Origin of the sequence: Paraburkholderia sp. (genome assembly GCF_035501035.1) — a bacterium.
Lineage (GTDB): Bacteria > Pseudomonadota > Gammaproteobacteria > Burkholderiales > Burkholderiaceae > Paraburkholderia.
Genome location: NZ_DATJWR010000300.1, coordinates 32,887 through 51,582, shown reverse-complemented (window position 1 = coordinate 51,582; position 18,696 = coordinate 32,887). Strand labels below are relative to the sequence as shown.

Sequence of the window (18,696 nt, the reverse complement as noted above, 5' to 3'; positions counted from 1 at the left end):
GATCACGGAAAAGAACCTGCACGCGGTGGGCTGGGTGATTCTCGCGATGACGGTCGTGATCCTCGCCTACGACCAGTTCCTGTTCCGCCCGCTCGTGGCATGGGCCGACAAGTTCCGCATGGAGACCACGAGCTCGGGCGACGCGCCCGAATCGTGGCTGCTCGATCTGATCCGCCGCACGCGGCTCATTCACCGTTTGCTCGTGCCGATGGGCTTTTTGCTCGCCACGCTCGCGCGTGTGCCGATTCGCGTGCAGTTGCCGAAGGCCATGCCTGTGGTGAGCGTCACGCGCAGCGTGCGCTCGCGCGCCGGCGATATCGTCTGGGCGCTCTTCGTGATTGCGCTCACGGTGTACGTCGTCTGGCGCGTGGCCGTCTATGTGCGCACGGGCGTCACGCTCGACGAAGTCGGCCATGTGTTCGTGCTCGGCCTCATCACGCTCATGCGCGTGTTGCTGCTGATCGTGATCGCATCGGTGATCTGGGTGCCGCTCGGCGTGCTGATCGGCCTGCGCCCGGCGCTCGCCGAGAAGATCCAGCCGCTCGCACAGTTCCTCGCGGCGTTCCCGGCGAACCTGCTTTTCCCGGTGTTCGTCATCGTGATCGTGAAGTTCCACCTGAATCCGGACATCTGGCTCTCGCCGCTCATCGTGCTCGGCACGCAGTGGTACATCCTGTTCAACGTGATCGCGGGCGCCACCGCTTATCCGAACGACTACAAGGAAGCGGCAAAGAACTTCCATATCCGCGGCTGGCAATGGTGGCGCCGCGTGATGCTGCCGGGCATCTTCCCGTACTACGTCACGGGTGCGATCACCGCTTCGGGCGGCGCGTGGAACGCGAGCATCGTCTCCGAGTTCGTGCAGTGGGGCGATACCAAGATCGAGGCGCATGGCCTCGGCGCGTATATCGCGCAGATGACCGCCGCTGGCGACTTCCCGAAGATCATCCTGGGCATCGCGATGATGTCCCTGTTCGTCACGCTGTTCAACCGCATGCTTTGGCGTCCGATGTACGCGTTCGCCGAGGCCCGCCTGCGCCTCGATTGAGATGGAGTAGACCAACATGCTGAATCCTCAAACCGTCTCACCCGACCTGCTTTCGGTGCGCCCCGCGCCAGGCGCAGAAGTGCTCGCGGTCAAGCACGTTTCGCGCGGCTTCGCGCAGAAGGACGACGAGCGCCTCGTGCTCGACGACGTCAACCTCTCGCTGCGCGAGGGCGAAATCGTAGGCTTGCTCGGCCGTTCCGGCTCGGGCAAGTCCACGCTCTTGCGCATCATCTCCGGCCTGATCGAGCCGAGCGCGGGCGAAGTGAACTGGCTCGGCAAGCCGCTCGAAGGGCCCGCCAAAGGCGTTTCGATGGTATTCCAGACCTTCGCGCTGTTCCCGTGGCTCACGGTGCTGCAGAACGTGGAGTCGGGCCTCGAAGCGCAGGGCGTGGGCGCGCGCGAGCGGCGCGAGCGCGCGCTGGCCGCGATCGACCTGATCGGTCTGGACGGCTTCGAAAATGCCTATCCGCGTGAGCTTTCGGGCGGCATGCGCCAGCGCGTGGGCTTCGCCCGCGCGCTCGTGGTCGATCCCATGCTCATGCTGATGGACGAGCCGTTCTCCGCACTCGACGTGCTCACGGCGGAGACGCTGCGTACCGACCTGCTCGACCTGTGGACGCAAGGCCGCATGCCGATCAAGTCGATGCTGATCGTCACGCACAACATCGAGGAAGCGGTGTTCATGTGCGACCGCATTCTCGTGCTGTCGTCGAATCCGGGCCGCGTGGTGGCCGAGATCAAGGTGCCGTTCAAGCATCCGCGCAATCGTCTGGACCCGGCGTTCCGCAAGCTCGTGGACGACATCTACGCGAAGATGACCGCGCGCGAAGCCGCCGAGGCCACGCATCGCCGTCTCGAAGTGGGCAGCCGCCTGCCGGACGTCTCGACGAACACAATGGCCGGTCTGATCGAGACGCTGGCGGCCGCGCCCTACCATGGCCGCGCCGACATGCCGGAAATCGCCCGCTCGCTGCACCTGGAAGTGGACGATCTGTTCCCGATCGTGGAAATGCTGCAGCAGCTCGGCTTTGCTGACGTGCGCGAGGGCGACGTGCTGCTCACGCCGCCCGCGCGTGTATTTGCCGAGATGGGCACGCAGGCGCGCAAGCTCATGTTCGCCGATCACCTCCTACGCAACGTGCCGCTCGCGGCGCGGATCAAGAAGGTGCTCGACGAGCGTCCGGGCCATCGTGCGCCGCGCGTGCGCTTCGAGCAGGAGCTGGAAGACGTGCTTTCCGACGTCGCCGCCGAAGAAACGCTCGACACCGTGATCGACTGGGCACGCTATGGCGAGGTCTTCTCGTACAACGACCAGACCGAAATCTTCAGCCTCGAGGACGTCGAGGCGTAAAGCGCATCTACGCGCGCAGCCGGGCGGCTTGCCGCCCGGCGTTCTTCATGCCGCCGCCCCGGCGGCGGTCACGTCTTCCCCCTCGCTTCTCTCATATTCGCCACGGCTTGGCAGAGCCCACGATAGATCAGCCCACGAAGCGCGCCTAAGGTGAGCTTCTTCGGGAGCCGTCGCGCCGTGTGTGCGCCGCACCGTGGGCACTGCGCGCAGGCCCTTGATTAGATGGGAAAGTTTGTTCCACCGGCACTGCGCCGCGGCGACTCGCGCGGTGCATCGGTGAGCCTTTTCGGGATGGTGACCAGGCGAAGCGAAGGGTGAGGCCGGTGCGCGCGAACCGCGCACCGGCTGCGGCTTCAACGCGTCAGTTGGGCTTGCCGCCGCTCGACGGCCCGTGGCCGTCGGCCGACGCGCCGCTCCTGCCGTTGCGAGGCTTGCCGGCTCCTTGCGTAGCCTTCGAAGCGTCTCGCGATTGCGCGCGCGTGCGATCGTCGCCCGTGTCGTCCTCGCGATCGTCGCCGTAGGCAAGGCCTTCGACATCGCCTTCGCGCGCCATGCCGACGAGGAAGCTGCGCTGCGGGTTCGCGAGCTCGATGCCACGCTCGGTGAAGCGCAGCAGCACGCGGCGGTTGAACTCGCGCTGCACGCCCCAGCGCGCCGAATCCTTGCACTGGATCTGGCCGACGAGCGTCACGCTCGCGCCGTCCACCTGATCGACGCCCCAGTAGGCGAAGTCGCCGAGGATGCCGTCCTTGTAGGCGTCTTCGTTGCGGATCTCGGCGCCGATTTCCTTCAACGTGTCGATGGCGCGTTGCAGATCCGCGCCATGCGCGATCGCCACCTTCACCGCCGCATTGCCGATGCCGCGGTTCGTGTTGTTCACGGTCGTCACCGAGCTGAACGGCACGGTATAGAGCGAGCCGTCGCCGCCGCGCAGGCGCACGGTGCGAATGGAAAGGAACTCGACCGTACCCGACACGCCCGCCACCGTCACCCAGTCGCCCACCTGCATGGCGTTTTCGGTCAGCAGAAAAATGCCGGTGATGAAGTCCTGCACGAGCTTTTGCGAGCCGAAGCCGAGCGCCACGCCGAAGATGCTTGCGCCCGCAATGAGCGGCGCGGTGTTCACGCCGAGCTGCGAGAGCGCGGTGAGCCCGACCACGACGAGGATCGCGACGAACAGCGTGGTGCGGAACATCGGCAAGAGCGTGCGCAGGCGCGCGGCGCGCACGAAGTCGCCCGTGTCGGTCCAGGCGTTCAGGCGCCGCTCGGCCGCGCCGTTTGCGAACTCCCAGATCACGACGGCGGCAACGACGGCGATGACGATCGTCAGCAGCGCGGAGCCGAGCAGATGCCCGATGGGCGCGAGCGCGAGAATGCGCGCGGGACGCAGGCCCCAGGTGTGCAGCAGCAGGTCGAGCGTCACGATCCAGATCGCCACGATCACGATTCGCCGCAGCGCGGGGTAGTAGCGATAGGCGCGGCGCTGGCCGAAGCTCATGTTCTCGGGGCCTTCGCGCAAGCCGAACAGGCGGCTGAGCGCGCCGAGCAGCACGATCGCGCTCACGCGCGCGGCGAGCAGGACGACGAGGGAGAGACCGCCCGCGCGCACCAGTTCGGCGTAGCCGCCACGCAGATCGAGCGCCCAGACGAACCACAATGCAATGACGACGAAGAGCGCCACGCCAACCCAGATGTCGGCGAACCATTGCATGAACCACGCGTACGAGCCGTGTCGCGCGGCCGCCTTGCGCATTGCGTCGGCCACGGGGCGGCGCAACTGCAGGATCATCACGGCGAGCGCGAGGTGGCCGATCAGCGTGACGACCTTCACGAGCGCGAGATGGGCATCTTCGGTCATGCCGAGCGGCACCGCGCCGCCAATCGCGCCGCCCACGCCGCCAATCGTGACGATGCGCACAACCCAGCGCTGCGCGTAGGCGGCCCAGTCGTCGGGAAGCGGCACGAGGCGCAGCGCGGCCGCTTCGGGTGCGAACAGCAGCTTGCCGAACATGACGGCGATGCGACAGATCACATAGGTATCGACGATGTGGCCCACCGCTTCGGCGCTCGCCGCGTCGTCGGGGCCGAACAGCGAGAGCACGGCCGCGGCGCACAGGCCGAACGCGACCACGGGCACCACTTCGAGCAGCATCACGAGCAGCGCGCCCGGCAGGCGCTGGAGCAGGCGCCAGTGGTGCGCGCCGCGCAACACGTGATAGGCCTCTTTCGCACGCTCGGCGGCGCTCTTGAGCGAGGCGGCGGCGTTGTCCCCGGCCTGGACGGCGATGACGGTTGCGCGTGCCGCCTCGTTGGCGCGCGCATTGGCGTTGGGGCCGGCGTTCGGGTCGCCGTCAGTCTTGCCTTCGTCGTGCGCTTTGTTGTGCGCCTCGTTGTCCGCTTTGTTGTCGGCCAGGTTGTCGGCGGGTTTCATGCCGGCGGCTTCACGCAGGGCTTCCTCCTTTGCGTGTGCCCCGGCTTGCGCCGCGAGCGCGATGCTCGTACCTGTGGCTTCGGGCGATTGCGGCTGCGGTGAGGGCATGACGCCGCCTTCCGGGGTGTCGTCGCCGTCGCGTTGTCTGGCGGCCTGGTGCGCGGCAATGGCGCGCTCCGGCGTGGCGATGGCGCGGCGCAGCAGCGTTGCGAGCACGAGCGCGGGCAGGAGCGTGAGCGCCAGCACGCGCAAAAGGCTCAGCAGCAACGCGTGACCCTCCGGTGTGGAGAGGTGGTCCTGCCACCAGTTACGCGTGGACCAGAGACCGAGCAACGTCGAGAACGTATGGTTCAGATGCTGGCCGACCATGCTCGCGCCGTGCGCAGCGTGATTGGCGAGCTGAGCGACGAGACCGTTCGAGCGCAGCGCGCCTGCGAGCGGCGTGGAAGCCGGCGTGGCTGCGGATGCCCCGGACGCAGTCGCCGCCGTACTGGAAGGCGCACTGCCCGATGCGGGCGCGGCGAGCGCACCGGCAGCTGCGATGGCGCGTAGCGTGTCTTCCACGCGGCCGCGCTGCACGGGATCGTCGAGGACCTGGAGCGCCGCTTGCGCCTGGTTGGGCGTCAACGCGACGGGGGCGGCTGGGTTGCTTACATGCACGTCGGCATTGGGCGCGTGCGCAGCGGGTTGGGACGGATGCGAGGGGCTCGCAGCGGGCTTGAGCATTGCGGCGACGGAGGCCGGTGTCGCCGCCGTCGCGCTCGAAGCGCCGAGCGCAAGTGTCATACAGGCGAATGCGGCGAGCAGAAAATGCAAGCGTGGCGTGCGTGGTAATCGAAAGGCGAAAGAAAGCAACTTCCTTGTCATGGGCTTACGGGTCGGGTGTCGACGACCTTGAGTGGCGGCGGAAAGAAAAGACAGCGGGACGAGTTTGGGGCGTGCGCTTGGGGCGCGTTGGCGCGGTGAACGCTGCCGTCGCCCGATTCGTCCGATCGTTTGTGGCGCTGCCGCAAATGTTGTGCCCGAGCGGGGCCACATGGCGTTTGCGGAGCCGCAAACGGCGCGGCGCGCGAAACGGGAGAGCTGGCTACGCCTCGGAGTATGCCTCTTTTGGCGCACCGGCGCGGTTGAACCGCACACGGCAGGTGCGGATAAAGAGGGACGCTTCGAGGGATGCGCAAGCGCTTTTTCGGGGACCGGCGCCGCTTCTCGCCACGTTCTCTACGCGGGTTTTGATCAGTGGCGCACGCGCACCCGCGAATGCTAACGTTGCACGATCCACCATTGAGGCCCGCCAGAGGCCAACGAGGAGAGCCCATGAACAGCGTCAGCATGTCCGGAGTGCAGAAGGGCAAACTGAGCCGCACGCAGCTGATCGTCGCCGCGACGATCGGCAACGCGCTCGAATTCTTCGATTTCACCGTCTACAGCTTCTTTGCGCTGACCATCGGCAAGCTGTTCTTCCCCACCATGTCGAGCTATGGCCAGTTGCTGGCCTCGGTGGCGACCTTCGGCGTGGGCTTCGTGATGCGGCCACTGGGTGGCATCGTGATTGGCGCTTACGCCGACCGCGCCGGACGCAAGGCCGCCATGACGCTCACGATCTTCATGATGGCGGTGGGCTGCATGCTGATCGGCCTGGCTCCCACCTACGCGCAGATCGGCGTGGCCGCCCCCGTTCTGATCGTGTTCGCGCGGCTGCTGCAGGGCTTTTCCGCCGGCGGCGAAGTGGGTGCTTCCACCACGCTGCTGATCGAAGCGGGCACGCCCACCAATCGCGGCCTGCTCGGCAGCTTCCAGTTCGCGAGCCAGGGCATCGGGGTTTCGCTGGGCGCGTTGATGGCAGGACTCCTTACCACCTTCCTCACGACCGACGCGCTGCTCGCCTGGGGCTGGCGCGTGCCGTTTCTCATGGGCGTGGTGATCGCGCCCATCGGCATGTGGATTCGCCGGCGCCTGGAAGAACAGACGCCCGAGCAGGCGAGCCAGGAGCGCATGCCGGTGCTGACCGTGCTGCGCGACCACTGGCGCCGCGCGGGGCTCGGCATCCTGCTGACGATCGGCTCCACGGTCACGGCCTACGTCGTCACGTTCTATATGCCGACCTATGCGATCCACGAGCTGAAGGTGCCCGCGCCGACGGCCTTGCTGGCGGGGCTCGTTTCCGGCGTCGTGACCTTCGTGGTCGCGCCGCTCTCGGGGCTGCTCTGCGACCGTCTGAGCCGCCGCACGCTGATCCTGTGGCCGCGCGTGGCAGTCGTGTTGCTGATCTATCCGGCGTTCCTCTGGCTCGCGAGCGGCCCGGATGCGGCGCGGCTTCTCATCACCGTGGGTGGCCTGAGCGTGCTGCTCGGGCTGCAGGCCGCACCTTCCATCACGATGCTGCCGGAGATGTTCCCGCGTGCCGTGCGCGCGACGGGCATGGCGATCGTCTACAGCATCGGGGTGGCGATTTTCGGCGGCTTCGCGCAGACCATCGCGACCTGGCTCGTGAAGACCACCGGCAATCTGCTCTCGCCTGCGTGGTACGTGATGGCATGCGTGGCGCTCTCGTGCCTCGCGCTGCCGTTCATTCGCGACCTCACGGGCAAGCCGCTCGAGGATTGATCGTGCACGCCTGGAAATGATCGGCGAGGAGCGCAGGCCGATGGCGCGCTCCCGATGGATTATGCCGCCGCTGAGGCCTTTTTAGCGCGCAACGGCGCGGCGTGTGGCTTCGAGATTCGCGTCGAGCTGGCGCGCGAGTCCGTAGAGCATGCCGAGCGAAGGCGCTGCGAGGCCCATGCGTTGCGCGAGTTCGTACGGCGCGCCTAGCAGCGCTTCCACTTCGAGCGTGCGGCCCGCTTCCACGTCCTGCAGCATCGAGGTCTTGAAGGCGCCGAGCTTGCGCGTGATCGCGTTGCGCTCTTCGATCGTCATCGCGAGGCGGATGCCGAGCGCTTCGCCTATCGATCTCGCCTCGGCCATCACGGCGCTCACGAGTCCCGCCGTGAGCGGATCGTCGAGGATCACGTCGGCGGTCGAGCGCGTGAGCGCGCTGATGGGGTTCATCGTCATGTTGCCCCAGAGCTTCGCCCAGATATCGGCCTGGATGGGTGCGCCCGGCGTGACCTCGAAGCCCGCGCGCGTGAGCAGCTCGCGCGCGGCTTGCGCGTGCGCGGCCATTTGCGGCGAGCCCTCGCCGACGATCAACTGGTTGCCGTTGCCCTTGTGGATCACGCCGGGCCCCGCGATCGACGACGAAAGATGCACGACGCAGCCCGAGGCCTGCTCGGGTGGCAACGCCGCCGAGACGACGCCACCAGGATCGACCGCTTCGAGCCGCCCGTTCGCGCGCGCGCCGCCGAACGCATGGAGGAACCACCAGGGCACGCCATTCATCGCCGAGACGATGTGCGTGTGCGGCCCGACGAGCGGCGCGAGCGAGGCGGCCGCTTGCACGAGCGCCTGGCCCTTCAGGCAGACGAAGACGAGGTCTTGCACGCCGAGCGATGCGGCGGTGTCGGTGGCGTGCACGGCCTGCGTGTAGCGCGTGTCGCCTTCGACGATCGTGAGGCCGTCGCGGCGGATGGCTTCCAGATGTGCGCCGCGCGCGAGCAGGTTCACCGCGACGCCGGCATGCGCAAGGCGCGCTGCGATCAGGCCGCCGATCGCGCCGCCGCCAACGACGGTGATCTTTTGATTAGGTGTATTCAACGCTTCACTCCTGACTAATCGTGGCCAATCGTGCCTATTCCTGGTAGGTGGGATCGATGCGCGTCACACGCCGGATCAGCGCGTCGAGCACGTTCTGGCCCGCGCCGTGCTCAGGCGAGAACTGCAGCGCGTCGCGCGTGGCGCGCTCGGTGATGTCCGGCGCGATCGGCAGCGTCTGGCCGCGCATGGAATCGGTCACGACCTGTACTTCGCAGGCGCGATTGAGCGTCCACAATAGCGCGAACGCATGGGCGAGGCTCACGCCATGGGAGAGCAGCCCGTGATTGCGCAGGATGAGCAGACGCTTGTCGCCCATCGACTTCAGGATGCGCGTTTTCTCGTCTGCGTGCACGGTGATGCCTTCGAAGTCGTGATAGGCAACCATGTCGTGCAACTGCGCCGAATAGAAGTTCGTAGACGCGAGACCGCCTTCCATGCAGGCCACCGCGAGCCCTGCCGTGGTGTGCGTGTGCATCACGCAATGGGCATCTTCCACGTTCGCGTGGATCGCGCTATGAATCACGAAACCGGCCGGGTTGATCGGATACTCGCTCGGGCTCAGGATATTGGCTTCGAGATCGATTTTCACGAGATTCGAGGCCTTGATTTCGTCATACGTGAGCCCGAACGGATTGATGAGGAAATGTTTGTGCGGCCCGGGCACGCGCAGCGTGATGTGGTTGAAGATCAGCTCGGTCCAGCCCATCAGATGAAACACGCGGTACACGGCGGCAAGCTGCACACGCGCTTCCCATTCCGTGGGGTCGCACCATTCGGGGCGCGAGCGCTGGATGTTTTCATTCATGACAGTCTCCTCCTTTTCAGGCACTGATGACGGCGATCATATGCTCAAATAGATGCGTGCGCAAGCATCAAAATTTCGATGGAATTCCTGCATGACAGCGCTTGCGGCGATGCTATGCTAACGGCGTGGTCGTATCGTTGCGGCCGGCGAAATCAGTCAGGAAGACGAATGACGGGGAAGCACAACATTGAAGAGCTGTTCACGTACCGGCTGCATGTGATCAAGAAGCAGACCGACCGGACGATGAACGACGCGTTCGCGGCGGCGCTTTCGCTCTCGCTCACGGAGGCGCGTATTCTGCTAAGCGTGGGTGCGTTCGGGCCGTTGTCGGTGTCGGATCTCGGGCGTGTGTCGAATCTCGATCGCAGCCAGGCAAGCCGCGCCACCGACGTGCTGGAGCGCAAAGGCCTGCTCATCAAGACTTCGAACGAGGCGGACGCGCGCGGCGTGCTCGTAGCGCTCACGCAGCAGGGCCGCAGCACCCACCGCCGTGCGGCGGCGATCTCGAAGTCTACGAACGACGCGATCCTCGGCACGTTGAGCGAGCACGAGCGCGCGGTGCTGGCGGCCGTACTGGCGAAACTCGTGGCGAGCGGCGAAGAAAGCGATTGAAGCAGGCTTGCAAGGTGCCGCGCGCGCTTTGGCACTGAACACGCGCGGTGGCGGTAAGAGGCGTGTCAGCCGCGCGTCGCGGGCTGGCGGAACTTCGCGGCGAGATCGCTCGCACTGCGTGCGAGCAGTGCCACGTCGCTGCCCACGGCTACGAAGGTCGCGCCGGCTTCGAGATATTCGTTCGCAATGATGGGGTCGGCCGCGAGCACGCCCGCGCCCTTGCCTTGTGCGCGCACAGCGCGTATGCCCTTGCCGATCGCTTCGCGCACCCGCGGCGAGCCCGGCTGGCCGAGCAGGCCCATGGAAGCGCTCAAGTCCGCCGGGCCGAAGAACACACCGTCCACGCCATCTACACCCGCGATCTCGTCGAGCTGCGCGAGTGCGCTCGTCGTTTCCACCTGGACCAGCACGCATAACTCGCCGGCGGCATGATGCAGATAATCGCTCGAGCCGTTCCAGCGCGAGGCGCGCGCAAGCGCGCTGCCCACGCCGCGCACGCCGTGCGGCGGATAGCGTGTTGCGGCCACGGCGGCGCGCGCCTCATCGGCGTTCTCGATCATTGGCAGGAGCAGCGTTTGCGTGCCGATGTCGAGCAACTGCTTGATGATCGCGGTGTCGTTGCGCACGGGCCGCACGATGGGGTGCGTGGGATAAGGCGCGACGGCCTGCAATTGCGCGAGCGTGCTGCGCAGATCATTGGGCGCGTGCTCGCCGTCGATCAGCAGCCAGTCGAAGCCGGTGTTCGCGAGCAGTTCGGTCACGTACGAGTCGGCCAGCGCGGCCCACAGGCCGATTTGCGGGCGGCCTTGCGCAAGCGCGCGCTTGAACGGGTTGGCGGGTGCGGTCATACGGTTGGCAATCCTGATCAGATGAAATTGAAGCCGATGCCGCCGAGCGGACCATAGTCGGCATGGAACGTGTCGCCTGCGCGCGCGGGAATCGGGGCGGTGAACGAGCCGCTCAGAATGATGTCGCCGGCTTCGAGCCGCTCGTCGTAGCGCGCGATCTTGTTGGCGAGCCACGCCACACCCGTCGCCGGATGGTTGAGCACGGCCGCGGCCAGCCCGCTTTCCTCCACCGCGCCATTCTTGTAGAGCAGCGCGCCCACCCAGCGCAGGTCCACGTCGAGCGGCTTCACGGGGCGTCCGCCCAGCACCACGCCCGCGTTGGCCGCGAAGTCGGAGATCGTGTCGAATACCTTGCGCGGTGCCTTGGTCTCGCGGTCGAATTGCTCGATGCGCGCGTCGATGATCTCGATGGCCGGCGTGACATACGCGGTGGCGTCGAGCACGTCGAATAGCGTCACGTTCGGCCCTTGCAGCGGCCCGTTCAAAACGAACGCCAGTTCCACCTCCACGCGCGGCGCGATGAAGCGGTCAGCGCGTATGTCGCTGCCGGCGGGAATGAACATGCTATCGAGCAGCGGTGCGTAGTCGGGCTCGTCGATCTGCGACGAGCGCTGCATGGCGCGCGAGGTGAGGCCGATCTTGCGGCCCTTGATCGTGTGGCCCGCGGCGAGCTTGAGCTTGACCCACTCGCGCTGGATTGCGTAGCCGTCGTCGATCGTCATCTCCGGATGCGCTCTGGAAAAGTGACGCAGCTGGGTGCGCGTGCGCTCGGCTTCGTCGAGCTGCGCGGCGAGCTCGCGGATGGTTTGCTGATCTAGCATCATGAATTCCTGTGCGTGCGCGCACTCACGTCTTGTGCCGGGCGTGCAGGTTGTTGTGTTTCCACGCGCCTTCCTCGCTGAACTCGACGATCTCCAGCGAGAGCGCGAGACCGTGCGCGGCGAAGGCTTGCGCGAAGTGCTGCTTCATCGCTTCGAAGAGCGCTTCGCCGGTCGCCTTGCGCACGGACGGCGAGCGGCCCGCGCCGATCTTCAGGCAACCGTGCATGAAGGCGTTGCCGGGATTGCCATCTGCGATGAAGTAATGCTCGCAGCGCAGCGCGCGCGTGCGGATGCCGCCGCGCGGATAGACGCGCGCACCGGTTTCATCGCGTTGTGCATCGAGTACGTGTGCGAGCGCTTCGCAGAGCTGACCGATGCTTTCGGCGCCAGCGAGATTCGCGCTGTATTCGAGGGTGAGATGGGGCATGGCGTTCTCCCGCGTTCAGGCCGGCAACGGCGTGACCGGCAGAATCGCGTTGATCTGCCCGGTGCCGGAGCTGCCGAAATACGGCGTGACGATTTCAGCGCGGCCCTCGTAGCGGTCCCAGCCGAGCGCACCGAGCAGCATGGCCGTATCGTGCATGCCGCCTTCGCCCCAGCACTTTTCGCTGTACATCGGCAGCATGCCGCAGAAGGTCTTCCAGTCGCCGCGTTCCCACATGGCGACGACGTTGCGATCCGTCGTCTCGAGGAACGGGTCCCAGACCTTGTGCATATACTCCTCGGCCGTGCCGTTGTTCGCGAAGTGGTGACTGAGCGAGCCGCTCGCAAGTATCGCCACCGTGCCGTCGTAGCGCTCCTCGATCGCGCGGCGCACCGCGAGGCCGAAGCGCGCGCTCGTGGCGAGGTCGTGCCACACGCACCAGCCCGCCACCGAAACGGTGCGGAAATGCTGGTCGCCGTTCATGTAACGCATCGGCACGAGCGTGCCGTATTCGAGGTCGAGCGTCGTTTCGCTGTGCGCGCGGCTCTTTATGCCCATTTCGTTCGCGACCTCGGCGATCAGGTGGCCGAGTTGCGGGTTGCCGGGATAGGCGTACGGCATGTTCTTGATGAAGTGCGGCAACTCATTGCTCGTATAGACGCCTTCGAAGCGCGGGGCGCAATTGATGTGGTACTCGCTGTTCACGAGCCAGTGCACATCGAACACGACGATCGTGTCGACACCAAGTTCGCGGCAACGGCGGCCGATTTCATAGTGGCCGTCGATGGCGGCCTGGCGACAGCCCTTGTGGGGGCCGTCGAGTTCGGATAGATACAGCGAAGGCACGTGTGTGACCTTGGCTGCGAGTGCGAGTTTGCCCATCGTCTCCCCATGCAAATTGGTTCGTCATCCTGATGTACGAGGTACGCTCACGCGCCCCAGTGCGGAATGTGATGCGAGCCGAGCGAGACGCACACGTTCTTCGGCTCGAGGAACACTTCGTAGCTCCACGTGCCGCCTTCGCGGCCCACGCCCGAAGCTTTCGTGCCGCCGAACGGCTGGCGCAGGTCGCGCACGTTCTGGCTGTTCACGAAGCACATGCCGGCCTCGACGGCGGCCGCCACGCGCAGCGCGCGGCCGGTGTTCTCGGTCCACACGTAACTGGATAGTCCATAGGCAATGTCGTTGGAAAGACGGATTGCTTCGGCTTCGTCCTCAAACGGAATCAGGCAGGCGACCGGCCCGAAGATTTCCTCTTGCGCAATGCGCATGCGGTTGTCGACATCGACGAACACGGTCGGCTGGACGAAGTTGCCCTTCCTGAGCGCTTCGGACAACGAGGGCGTGTCGAGGCCGCCGCATGCGAGCGTCGCGCCTTCCTTCGGCCCTAGCTCGATGTAGCTGCGTACCTTCGCGAGATGGCCCTGGCTGATCATCGGGCCGACGAGGGTCTTTTCATCGAGCGGGTCACCCACCGTGATGCGCTTCGCGCGCTCGATGAAGCGCTCGGCGAACTTCGCGTAGATCGAGCGCTGCACGAGAATGCGCGATCCGGCCGTGCAGCGTTCGCCGTTGTTCGAGAAGATCATGAACACGGCGGCGTCGAGCGCGCGCTCGAAGTCGGCGTCGTCGAAGATCACGAAGGGCGACTTGCCGCCCAGTTCCATCGAGAACTTCTTGAGGCCTGCGGCTTGCACGATGCGGTTGCCCGTGGCGGTCGATCCCGTGAACGAGACCGCGCGCACGTCGGGATGCGCGACGAGCGGCTCGCCCGCTTCCTTGCCGTAGCCGTGCACGATGTTGAGCACGCCCGCCGGAATGCCGGCTTCGAGCGCAAGCTGGCCGAGCATCGAAGCGGTGAGCGGCGAGAGTTCGCTCATCTTCAGCACGGCGGTGTTGCCAAACGCGAGGCAGGGCGCGACCTTCCACGTCGCCGTCATGAACGGCACATTCCACGGCGAGATGAGCGCGCACACGCCCACCGGATGAAACAGCGTGTAGTTCAGGTGCGTGGACGTGGGATAGGTGTGGCCGTCCACGGCCGTGCAAACCTCGGCGAAGTAGCTGAAGTTATCGGCCGCGCGCGGCACGAGCTGCTTGCCCGTTTGCGAGATGGTCTGGCCCGTGTCATTCGTCTCCGTTTGGGCGATTTCGGGCACGTTCTTCGCGATCAGTTCGCCGAGCTTGCGGATGGCCTTTGCGCGCTCGGCGGGGGGCCTCGCCGCCCACGCGGGGAACGCTTCCTTCGCGGCGCGCACCGCAAGATCGACTTCCTCGGCGCCGCCGCGCGCGACTTCCGCGAGCACGTCCTGGTTCGCGGGATTCACGGTTTCGAAGTAGTCGTGGCTGGCGTGCGAGCGGCCGTTGATGAGATGTTCGATTCGCATGACTAAATTATCCTGGGTTCGATTCGCTGGCGGATCAACGCGCGTAGTCGGCGTCGCTTGCAATCGTATTGACGAGGCGGCCGAGACCGTCGATTTCGCACACCACTTCGTCGCCCGCGTTCACGTTGACGACGCCTTCGGGCGTACCGGTCAGAATGACGTCGCCGGGGGCGAGCGTCATGAAGCTGCTCAGGTACTCGATGAGTTCGGCGATGCCCGTGACGAAATCGCGCGTGTTGCCATCCTGCTTGAGTTCGCCGTTGACGTAAGTGCGCAGGCCGAGCGCGTTGACGTCGCCAATGTCGGCGGCGTCGACGAACCAGGGCCCTAGCACGGTGCCGCCGTCGCGATTCTTCACGCGCAGGTTCGGGCGGTAGTAGTTCTCCAGATAGTCGCGGATCGCGTAGTCGTTCGCGATCGTGTAGCCGGCCACGTACTGCATGGCGTCTTCGCGCTTCACGTTCTGCGCGGTCCGTCCGATCACGACGGCAAGCTCGCACTCGTAATGCATGAACGTGACGTCGGCGGGGCGGCGCGTCGTGCCGCGATGGCCGATCACCGTGCCAGGTCCCTTGAGGAACACGAGCGGCTCTTCCTGCTTCGAGAATTGCAGCTCCTTCGCGTGTTCGGCGTAGTTCAGGCCGAGCGCGAAGATCGTGCCGGGCTCGAGCGGCGCGAGCCAGACGACTTCATGCTCCTCGCGCACGCGGCCGTCGGCGAGCCGCACGCGGCCGCCTTCGGGTGTGGCTTCGTGTATTGCGCCTGCGTAGGCAACGCGTCCGCGCATCATGCTTGTGCTCCCTGCGCCGCGTGTGCCGCGACGAATTCGATTTCGAGCGGCGCCCAGTCGCCGATGGCGAGCGTTGCGCGCTCGCCGGCCTGGACCACGGGCGCGCCGTGCGGCACGCCGAGCGTAATGACGTCGCCGGGGGCGAGCGTCATGAAATCGGTGACGTCGGCGAGCAATTGCGCCACGCTGCGCACGCTCGTGGCCGTTGTGGCGTGAAAGGCGGGCCGGCCTTCCACGTTCACGGCGAGGGCGAGCTGGTCGGGATTGGCCACGTGAGAGCGCGCCACCACGGCAGGGCCGATCACGCAGAAGTTGTCGCGTGCGCGAAAGCGCACCGAGGGGCGATAGACGCTCGCGTGCGGCACGCTCAGGTCGGCCACGAGCGTATAGCCCGCAACGTAATCGAATGCTTCATGCGCCGCGACGCGCGCGGCGGTGCGGCCGATCACGATGCCGAGCGACGCGCCCACCTGCACGCCCTCGTTGCCGGGCACGATCACGCGCGCGCGGTGGCCCGCAAGCGTGTTGCGCGGTTTCAGGTAAAGGATGGGCGCACGCGGCGGCGCCTTGTAAGGCGGCGCGTTCACGGCTTCGCCCAGCGCTTCGAGCGCGTGACGGTCGTTGAGCAGCGTGCCGTAAACGGCGCCGCTCACGGGCGCGCGGCAGGCCGCGCACGTGGCTAGCAGCGCGTGCACGGCAGCCGCGTTCACGTCGCGCGGCAAGGCCTCGCCTTCGACGTGCAGCAGATGATCGGCAACGGAAAACATGGCTTGGATTGGCTTCCTGAAAACACTAATATGTTAGCGATAGTGCGCTTGCTATGATCCGTCGTCAATCTTCGATCCGATTTTTGCGGGTTTCCCCTGGGGGTGTCCCCGCTGACCCGATTCTTCGCCTGGCCGAAACCACCATGTCTGAAAACTCGCGTACGTCCACCCGCGTTGCGCACCGCAACCTGCCCATGCTGCTCTTGCGCGCGCGCGAAAAAATGATGGAGCGCTTTCGCCCGCTGATCACCTCGCACGGGCTCACCGAGCAGCAGTGGCGCGTGATTCGCGCGCTCAACGAAACGGGGCCGCTCGAGCCGCGGCAGATTTCCGAGCTGTGCACGATTTCCAGCCCGAGCATGGCGGGCGTGCTCGCACGCATGGAGGCGCTCGGGCTCGTGACGAAGGAGCGTTTCGCCGACGACCAGCGCCGCGTGCTCGTCTCGCTCACGAGGAAAAGCCATCAGCTAGTGAAGGCGATTTCGAAGGATCTGGAGGCGCGCTACAAGGCGCTCGAAGAGGAGGTGGGACCGGAGGTGGTCGAGCGCGTCTACCGCGCGATCGACGATCTGCTCGCCGGGCTGGAGTGAGCGCGGTGCGTGAGGTGAGACTTTACGGGAGCGGCCGGCACGGTGAGGCCGGGCCGCTTGGGTGGGCTAACCGAGCGTGGCGAAAGCTTCATCTAGCTCGGCGGCGTTCTGCGGGCGCACCACGCGCGCGACTTCCACGCCGTTGCGCAGGAAGATCAGCGTGGGCCAGAGCTTCACGCGAAACGAGCGGCCCAGCGCGCGGCCAGGTCCATCCTCGACTTTCAGGTGGCGCACCTGCGGGTTGCGCTCGAAGGCCGCGCCGATCAGCGGCTGCGCGCCCTGGCAATACCCGCACCAGTCGGTGCCGAACTCGATGACGGCGGGCCCGCTGAGCGCGTCGATTTCTTTGCGGGCGGGCGCATTCGTGGCGTAGCTCATGGTGGGATTCCATGCGTTGGCATCTGCATACGATACCGCATCGCGCGGCTTCGTTCAGGCGTGCACACGCGTGGCGATGGTCGCCGTCGATTCGATGCGCTCGACGAGGCAGCCATCGTCCTCGGCGTGCGCGGCCACGAGCGCGTCGATGTCGGCGAGCAGGGCGTCGAGACGCTCGCCCAGGCGCTCGCGCGAGAGGCTCGACATCGAAAGCGGGCGCGCCTTCAATTGCGCGGCGCTCACGCGCCGGTATTCGACCACCGAGATGCGTTCGAGCGCTGCAAACGCGGAGCGCGCGAGTACGTCGAGATGGCTTTCCCATTCCGCCGACTTGCGCAGCGCGCGGGTCGGGTCCGTATCGGCGTAATGATCGAGCAGGTTGCGATATTCGCGTGCCCATGGGCGCAGCGGATCGTCGAGATGCGAGGTGTTGAACAGCGCGACGGCGCCGCGCGGCGCGAGAAGGGTGTCGAGGCGCGCGAGCGTGTCGGTGCGATCCATCCAGTGAAACGCGCGGCCGATCACGGCGAGATGGAACGTGCCGAACTCGGGGCCGAGGTCGTACGAACTGCCCTGGCGGTAGGCGATGTTCGGCGCGATGCCGGCGCCGAGTTGCGCGGCGATCTCCAGCATGGCCGGCTCGGGGTCGACGGCAACGGCTTGCGCCACCCAACTGGCGAACGCGAGCGAAAGCTGGCCCGGGCCGCAGCCGAGATCGAGCAGGCGCTGCGAGCCGTCGAGGCCGACATGCTGCGCCACGCGGCGGATCAAGGCGGGCGAGTAGGCGGGGCGGCCGCTCAGGTAGTGCTGCGCGGCGTGACGAAAGCGATCGGGAATGAACGGCGTGACGTGACTCATGGCGCGGACGAGCCTGTGGACGTGAGGACCCGCACAGTCTGGAGAGGCGCGAGAGCGGCGTCAAGGCACGCAAGAGCGGAAGGTGAGGCTTTTCGGGAGTGAGCAAGCCGGTGCGTGAATGCGCACCTTTGGTCGAAGCGCGCGCGTTCGACCGCGAGGCGCTGTTTCACGAAAGTACCCTGAAAACAGGCCTAAAACTGCATTCTGACGTGCGATGAGGTGAGCGCTGCCTGATCGCCGGCCGCACTCGGAGCGAGACGAATCCACGCTTCGGCGAGCAAAGGTGAGTGCTTTCGGGAGCGGCTCGACGCACGCGCGGCGTACGGGTGAAGCGGGATATGGCGCCAGCCGCAAAATGAAACGAAACGCACTTTAGGCCTGATTTCAAGGCGTTTTTCCATACCTTGCCCGACAAGGCGACAAGCGGCCGCGCCCGCTGTAACGTCATGCGGGCGGCAAAGGTGAGAAGATTCGGGAGTGCGCTGCGCGTTGCCCAGAGCGCCGCCTGCCGTCCGGCTTCGGATGGACGCCCGCACGCGATGGGTATATAACAGAAAGCAGGTGCGGGATTCTTTCGACTACTGTTCAGCAAGGGGATAGGGTTCATCATGACGAGCGACGACACGCAAAAGCAGGACGCTCAAACGCCTGGCGCCGGGGCGCCACAACCGGATCTGGAGAGTCTGAACGCTGCGCTTTCCCACGTCGACGAAGGCGTGAAATCCGGCAAGATCGCGGCGGGCGCGGCCAAGGGCCTCGTCTTCAGCCTCGTCGAAACACTGGGGGCGCTGGTGGGCGATCCGGACTTGCCCCAGCACGCGCGCTCGGGCTACGAAGGGCTCCTCGAAGCCGCGCGCGAATTGCGCGCCAAGCTCGAGCACTGACTACCG

At 66.2% G+C, this 18,696-nt stretch carries 18 protein-coding genes; 6 read left to right on the top strand and 12 right to left on the bottom strand.

All coding sequences use genetic code 11. The features are described 5' to 3' along the window. The coding region (locus VMJ11_RS22310) for an ABC transporter permease subunit (protein WP_325621839.1) at window positions 1-1,048 on the top strand (1,048 nt) is incomplete at its 5' end. A gap of 16 nt (window positions 1,049-1,064) precedes the next feature. Then, window positions 1,065-2,399: a nitrate/sulfonate/bicarbonate ABC transporter ATP-binding protein gene (locus tag VMJ11_RS22305; protein WP_325621837.1), complete on the top strand. Its 1,335-nt coding sequence runs from the start codon at window positions 1,065-1,067 to the stop codon at window positions 2,397-2,399. Window positions 2,400-2,760: 361 nt separating this feature from the next. On the opposite strand, the gene VMJ11_RS22300 is transcribed toward VMJ11_RS22305, so the two are convergent. Beyond that, the gene (locus VMJ11_RS22300; protein WP_325621835.1) at window positions 2,761-5,616 is read right to left on the bottom strand and encodes a mechanosensitive ion channel family protein; all 2,856 of its coding nucleotides are present in this window, start codon (window positions 5,614-5,616) and stop codon (window positions 2,761-2,763) included. Between the two features lie 531 nt (window positions 5,617-6,147). Here VMJ11_RS22300 and VMJ11_RS22295 point away from each other — a divergent pair. Then, complete coding sequence (locus VMJ11_RS22295; protein ID WP_325621833.1) at window positions 6,148-7,437, top strand: MFS transporter; 1,290 nt, start codon at window positions 6,148-6,150, stop codon at window positions 7,435-7,437. 81 nt (window positions 7,438-7,518) lie between these two features. Here VMJ11_RS22295 and VMJ11_RS22290 read toward each other — a convergent pair whose 3' ends face one another. Next, the gene (locus VMJ11_RS22290) at window positions 7,519-8,526 is read right to left on the bottom strand and encodes a 2-dehydropantoate 2-reductase (protein ID WP_325621831.1); all 1,008 of its coding nucleotides are present in this window, start codon (window positions 8,524-8,526) and stop codon (window positions 7,519-7,521) included. A gap of 34 nt (window positions 8,527-8,560) precedes the next feature. Then, on the bottom strand, window positions 8,561-9,331 hold the full coding sequence (locus tag VMJ11_RS22285; protein WP_325621829.1) for a class II aldolase/adducin family protein: 771 nt from the start codon (window positions 9,329-9,331) through the stop codon (window positions 8,561-8,563). Between the two features lie 168 nt (window positions 9,332-9,499). Here VMJ11_RS22285 and VMJ11_RS22280 point away from each other — a divergent pair, with 168 nt between their 5' ends. Beyond that, window positions 9,500-9,943, top strand: a complete 444-nt coding sequence (locus tag VMJ11_RS22280; RefSeq protein ID WP_325621827.1) for a MarR family winged helix-turn-helix transcriptional regulator — start codon at window positions 9,500-9,502, stop codon at window positions 9,941-9,943. 65 nt (window positions 9,944-10,008) lie between these two features. On the opposite strand, the gene hpaI is transcribed toward VMJ11_RS22280, so the two are convergent. From hpaI to VMJ11_RS22245, 7 genes are read right to left on the bottom strand one after another with little or no spacing between them, the layout of a single operon-like run. Next, window positions 10,009-10,791, bottom strand: a complete 783-nt coding sequence (hpaI, locus tag VMJ11_RS22275; protein WP_325621825.1) for a 4-hydroxy-2-oxoheptanedioate aldolase — start codon at window positions 10,789-10,791, stop codon at window positions 10,009-10,011. Window positions 10,792-10,808: 17 nt separating this feature from the next. Next, complete coding sequence (hpaH, locus tag VMJ11_RS22270; protein WP_325621845.1) at window positions 10,809-11,612, bottom strand: 2-oxo-hept-4-ene-1,7-dioate hydratase; 804 nt, start codon at window positions 11,610-11,612, stop codon at window positions 10,809-10,811. A 25-nt stretch (window positions 11,613-11,637) separates the two neighbouring features. Further along, a complete protein-coding gene (locus tag VMJ11_RS22265) occupies window positions 11,638-12,039 on the bottom strand; it encodes a 5-carboxymethyl-2-hydroxymuconate Delta-isomerase (RefSeq protein ID WP_325621824.1) in 402 nt (133 codons plus the stop codon). A 15-nt stretch (window positions 12,040-12,054) separates the two neighbouring features. Beyond that, window positions 12,055-12,918, bottom strand: a complete 864-nt coding sequence (hpaD, locus tag VMJ11_RS22260; protein ID WP_325621822.1) for a 3,4-dihydroxyphenylacetate 2,3-dioxygenase — start codon at window positions 12,916-12,918, stop codon at window positions 12,055-12,057. Between the two features lie 47 nt (window positions 12,919-12,965). Continuing rightward, entirely contained in the window at window positions 12,966-14,423 is a 1,458-nt protein-coding gene (gene hpaE / locus VMJ11_RS22255; protein ID WP_325621820.1) for a 5-carboxymethyl-2-hydroxymuconate semialdehyde dehydrogenase, read from the bottom strand. 34 nt (window positions 14,424-14,457) lie between these two features. Next, complete coding sequence (locus VMJ11_RS22250; protein ID WP_325621818.1) at window positions 14,458-15,213, bottom strand: fumarylacetoacetate hydrolase family protein; 756 nt, start codon at window positions 15,211-15,213, stop codon at window positions 14,458-14,460. Beyond that, the gene (locus VMJ11_RS22245; protein WP_325621816.1) at window positions 15,210-15,980 is read right to left on the bottom strand and encodes a fumarylacetoacetate hydrolase family protein; all 771 of its coding nucleotides are present in this window, start codon (window positions 15,978-15,980) and stop codon (window positions 15,210-15,212) included. The genes VMJ11_RS22250 and VMJ11_RS22245 overlap by 4 nt, the downstream gene beginning before the upstream one ends. A 194-nt stretch (window positions 15,981-16,174) precedes the next feature. On the opposite strand from VMJ11_RS22245, the gene hpaR reads away from it, so the two are divergent. After that, complete coding sequence (gene hpaR, locus VMJ11_RS22240) at window positions 16,175-16,570, top strand: homoprotocatechuate degradation operon regulator HpaR (protein WP_325621843.1); 396 nt, start codon at window positions 16,175-16,177, stop codon at window positions 16,568-16,570. Between the two features lie 66 nt (window positions 16,571-16,636). Here the strand turns inward: hpaR and VMJ11_RS22235 are convergent, their stop codons facing one another. Further along, a complete protein-coding gene (locus tag VMJ11_RS22235) occupies window positions 16,637-16,948 on the bottom strand; it encodes a thioredoxin family protein (RefSeq protein WP_325621815.1) in 312 nt (103 codons plus the stop codon). 54 nt (window positions 16,949-17,002) lie between these two features. Beyond that, window positions 17,003-17,806 (bottom strand): class I SAM-dependent methyltransferase, encoded by an 804-nt coding sequence (locus VMJ11_RS22230; protein WP_325621812.1) that lies wholly within the window; start codon window positions 17,804-17,806, stop codon window positions 17,003-17,005. A gap of 608 nt (window positions 17,807-18,414) precedes the next feature. On the opposite strand from VMJ11_RS22230, the gene VMJ11_RS22225 reads away from it, so the two are divergent. After that, window positions 18,415-18,690: a hypothetical protein gene (locus VMJ11_RS22225; RefSeq protein ID WP_325621810.1), complete on the top strand. Its 276-nt coding sequence runs from the start codon at window positions 18,415-18,417 to the stop codon at window positions 18,688-18,690. Window positions 18,691-18,696: the final 6 nt, after the last annotated feature.

Coding starts and splice junctions, on each gene's coding strand:
- VMJ11_RS22305 (WP_325621837.1), top strand. CDS start 1,065: ATGCTGAATCCTCAAACCGTCTCACCCGACCTGCTTTCGGTGCGCCCC.
- VMJ11_RS22300 (WP_325621835.1), bottom strand. CDS start 5,616: ATGACACTTGCGCTCGGCGCTTCGAGCGCGACGGCGGCGACACCGGCC.
- VMJ11_RS22295 (WP_325621833.1), top strand. CDS start 6,148: ATGAACAGCGTCAGCATGTCCGGAGTGCAGAAGGGCAAACTGAGCCGC.
- VMJ11_RS22285 (WP_325621829.1), bottom strand. CDS start 9,331: ATGAATGAAAACATCCAGCGCTCGCGCCCCGAATGGTGCGACCCCACG.
- VMJ11_RS22280 (WP_325621827.1), top strand. CDS start 9,500: ATGACGGGGAAGCACAACATTGAAGAGCTGTTCACGTACCGGCTGCAT.
- hpaI (WP_325621825.1), bottom strand. CDS start 10,791: ATGACCGCACCCGCCAACCCGTTCAAGCGCGCGCTTGCGCAAGGCCGC.
- hpaH (WP_325621845.1), bottom strand. CDS start 11,612: ATGCTAGATCAGCAAACCATCCGCGAGCTCGCCGCGCAGCTCGACGAA.
- VMJ11_RS22265 (WP_325621824.1), bottom strand. CDS start 12,039: ATGCCCCATCTCACCCTCGAATACAGCGCGAATCTCGCTGGCGCCGAA.
- hpaD (WP_325621822.1), bottom strand. CDS start 12,918: ATGGGCAAACTCGCACTCGCAGCCAAGGTCACACACGTGCCTTCGCTG.
- hpaE (WP_325621820.1), bottom strand. CDS start 14,423: ATGCGAATCGAACATCTCATCAACGGCCGCTCGCACGCCAGCCACGAC.
- VMJ11_RS22250 (WP_325621818.1), bottom strand. CDS start 15,213: ATGATGCGCGGACGCGTTGCCTACGCAGGCGCAATACACGAAGCCACA.
- VMJ11_RS22245 (WP_325621816.1), bottom strand. CDS start 15,980: ATGTTTTCCGTTGCCGATCATCTGCTGCACGTCGAAGGCGAGGCCTTG.
- hpaR (WP_325621843.1), top strand. CDS start 16,175: ATGCTGCTCTTGCGCGCGCGCGAAAAAATGATGGAGCGCTTTCGCCCG.
- VMJ11_RS22235 (WP_325621815.1), bottom strand. CDS start 16,948: ATGAGCTACGCCACGAATGCGCCCGCCCGCAAAGAAATCGACGCGCTC.
- VMJ11_RS22230 (WP_325621812.1), bottom strand. CDS start 17,806: ATGAGTCACGTCACGCCGTTCATTCCCGATCGCTTTCGTCACGCCGCG.
- VMJ11_RS22225 (WP_325621810.1), top strand. CDS start 18,415: ATGACGAGCGACGACACGCAAAAGCAGGACGCTCAAACGCCTGGCGCC.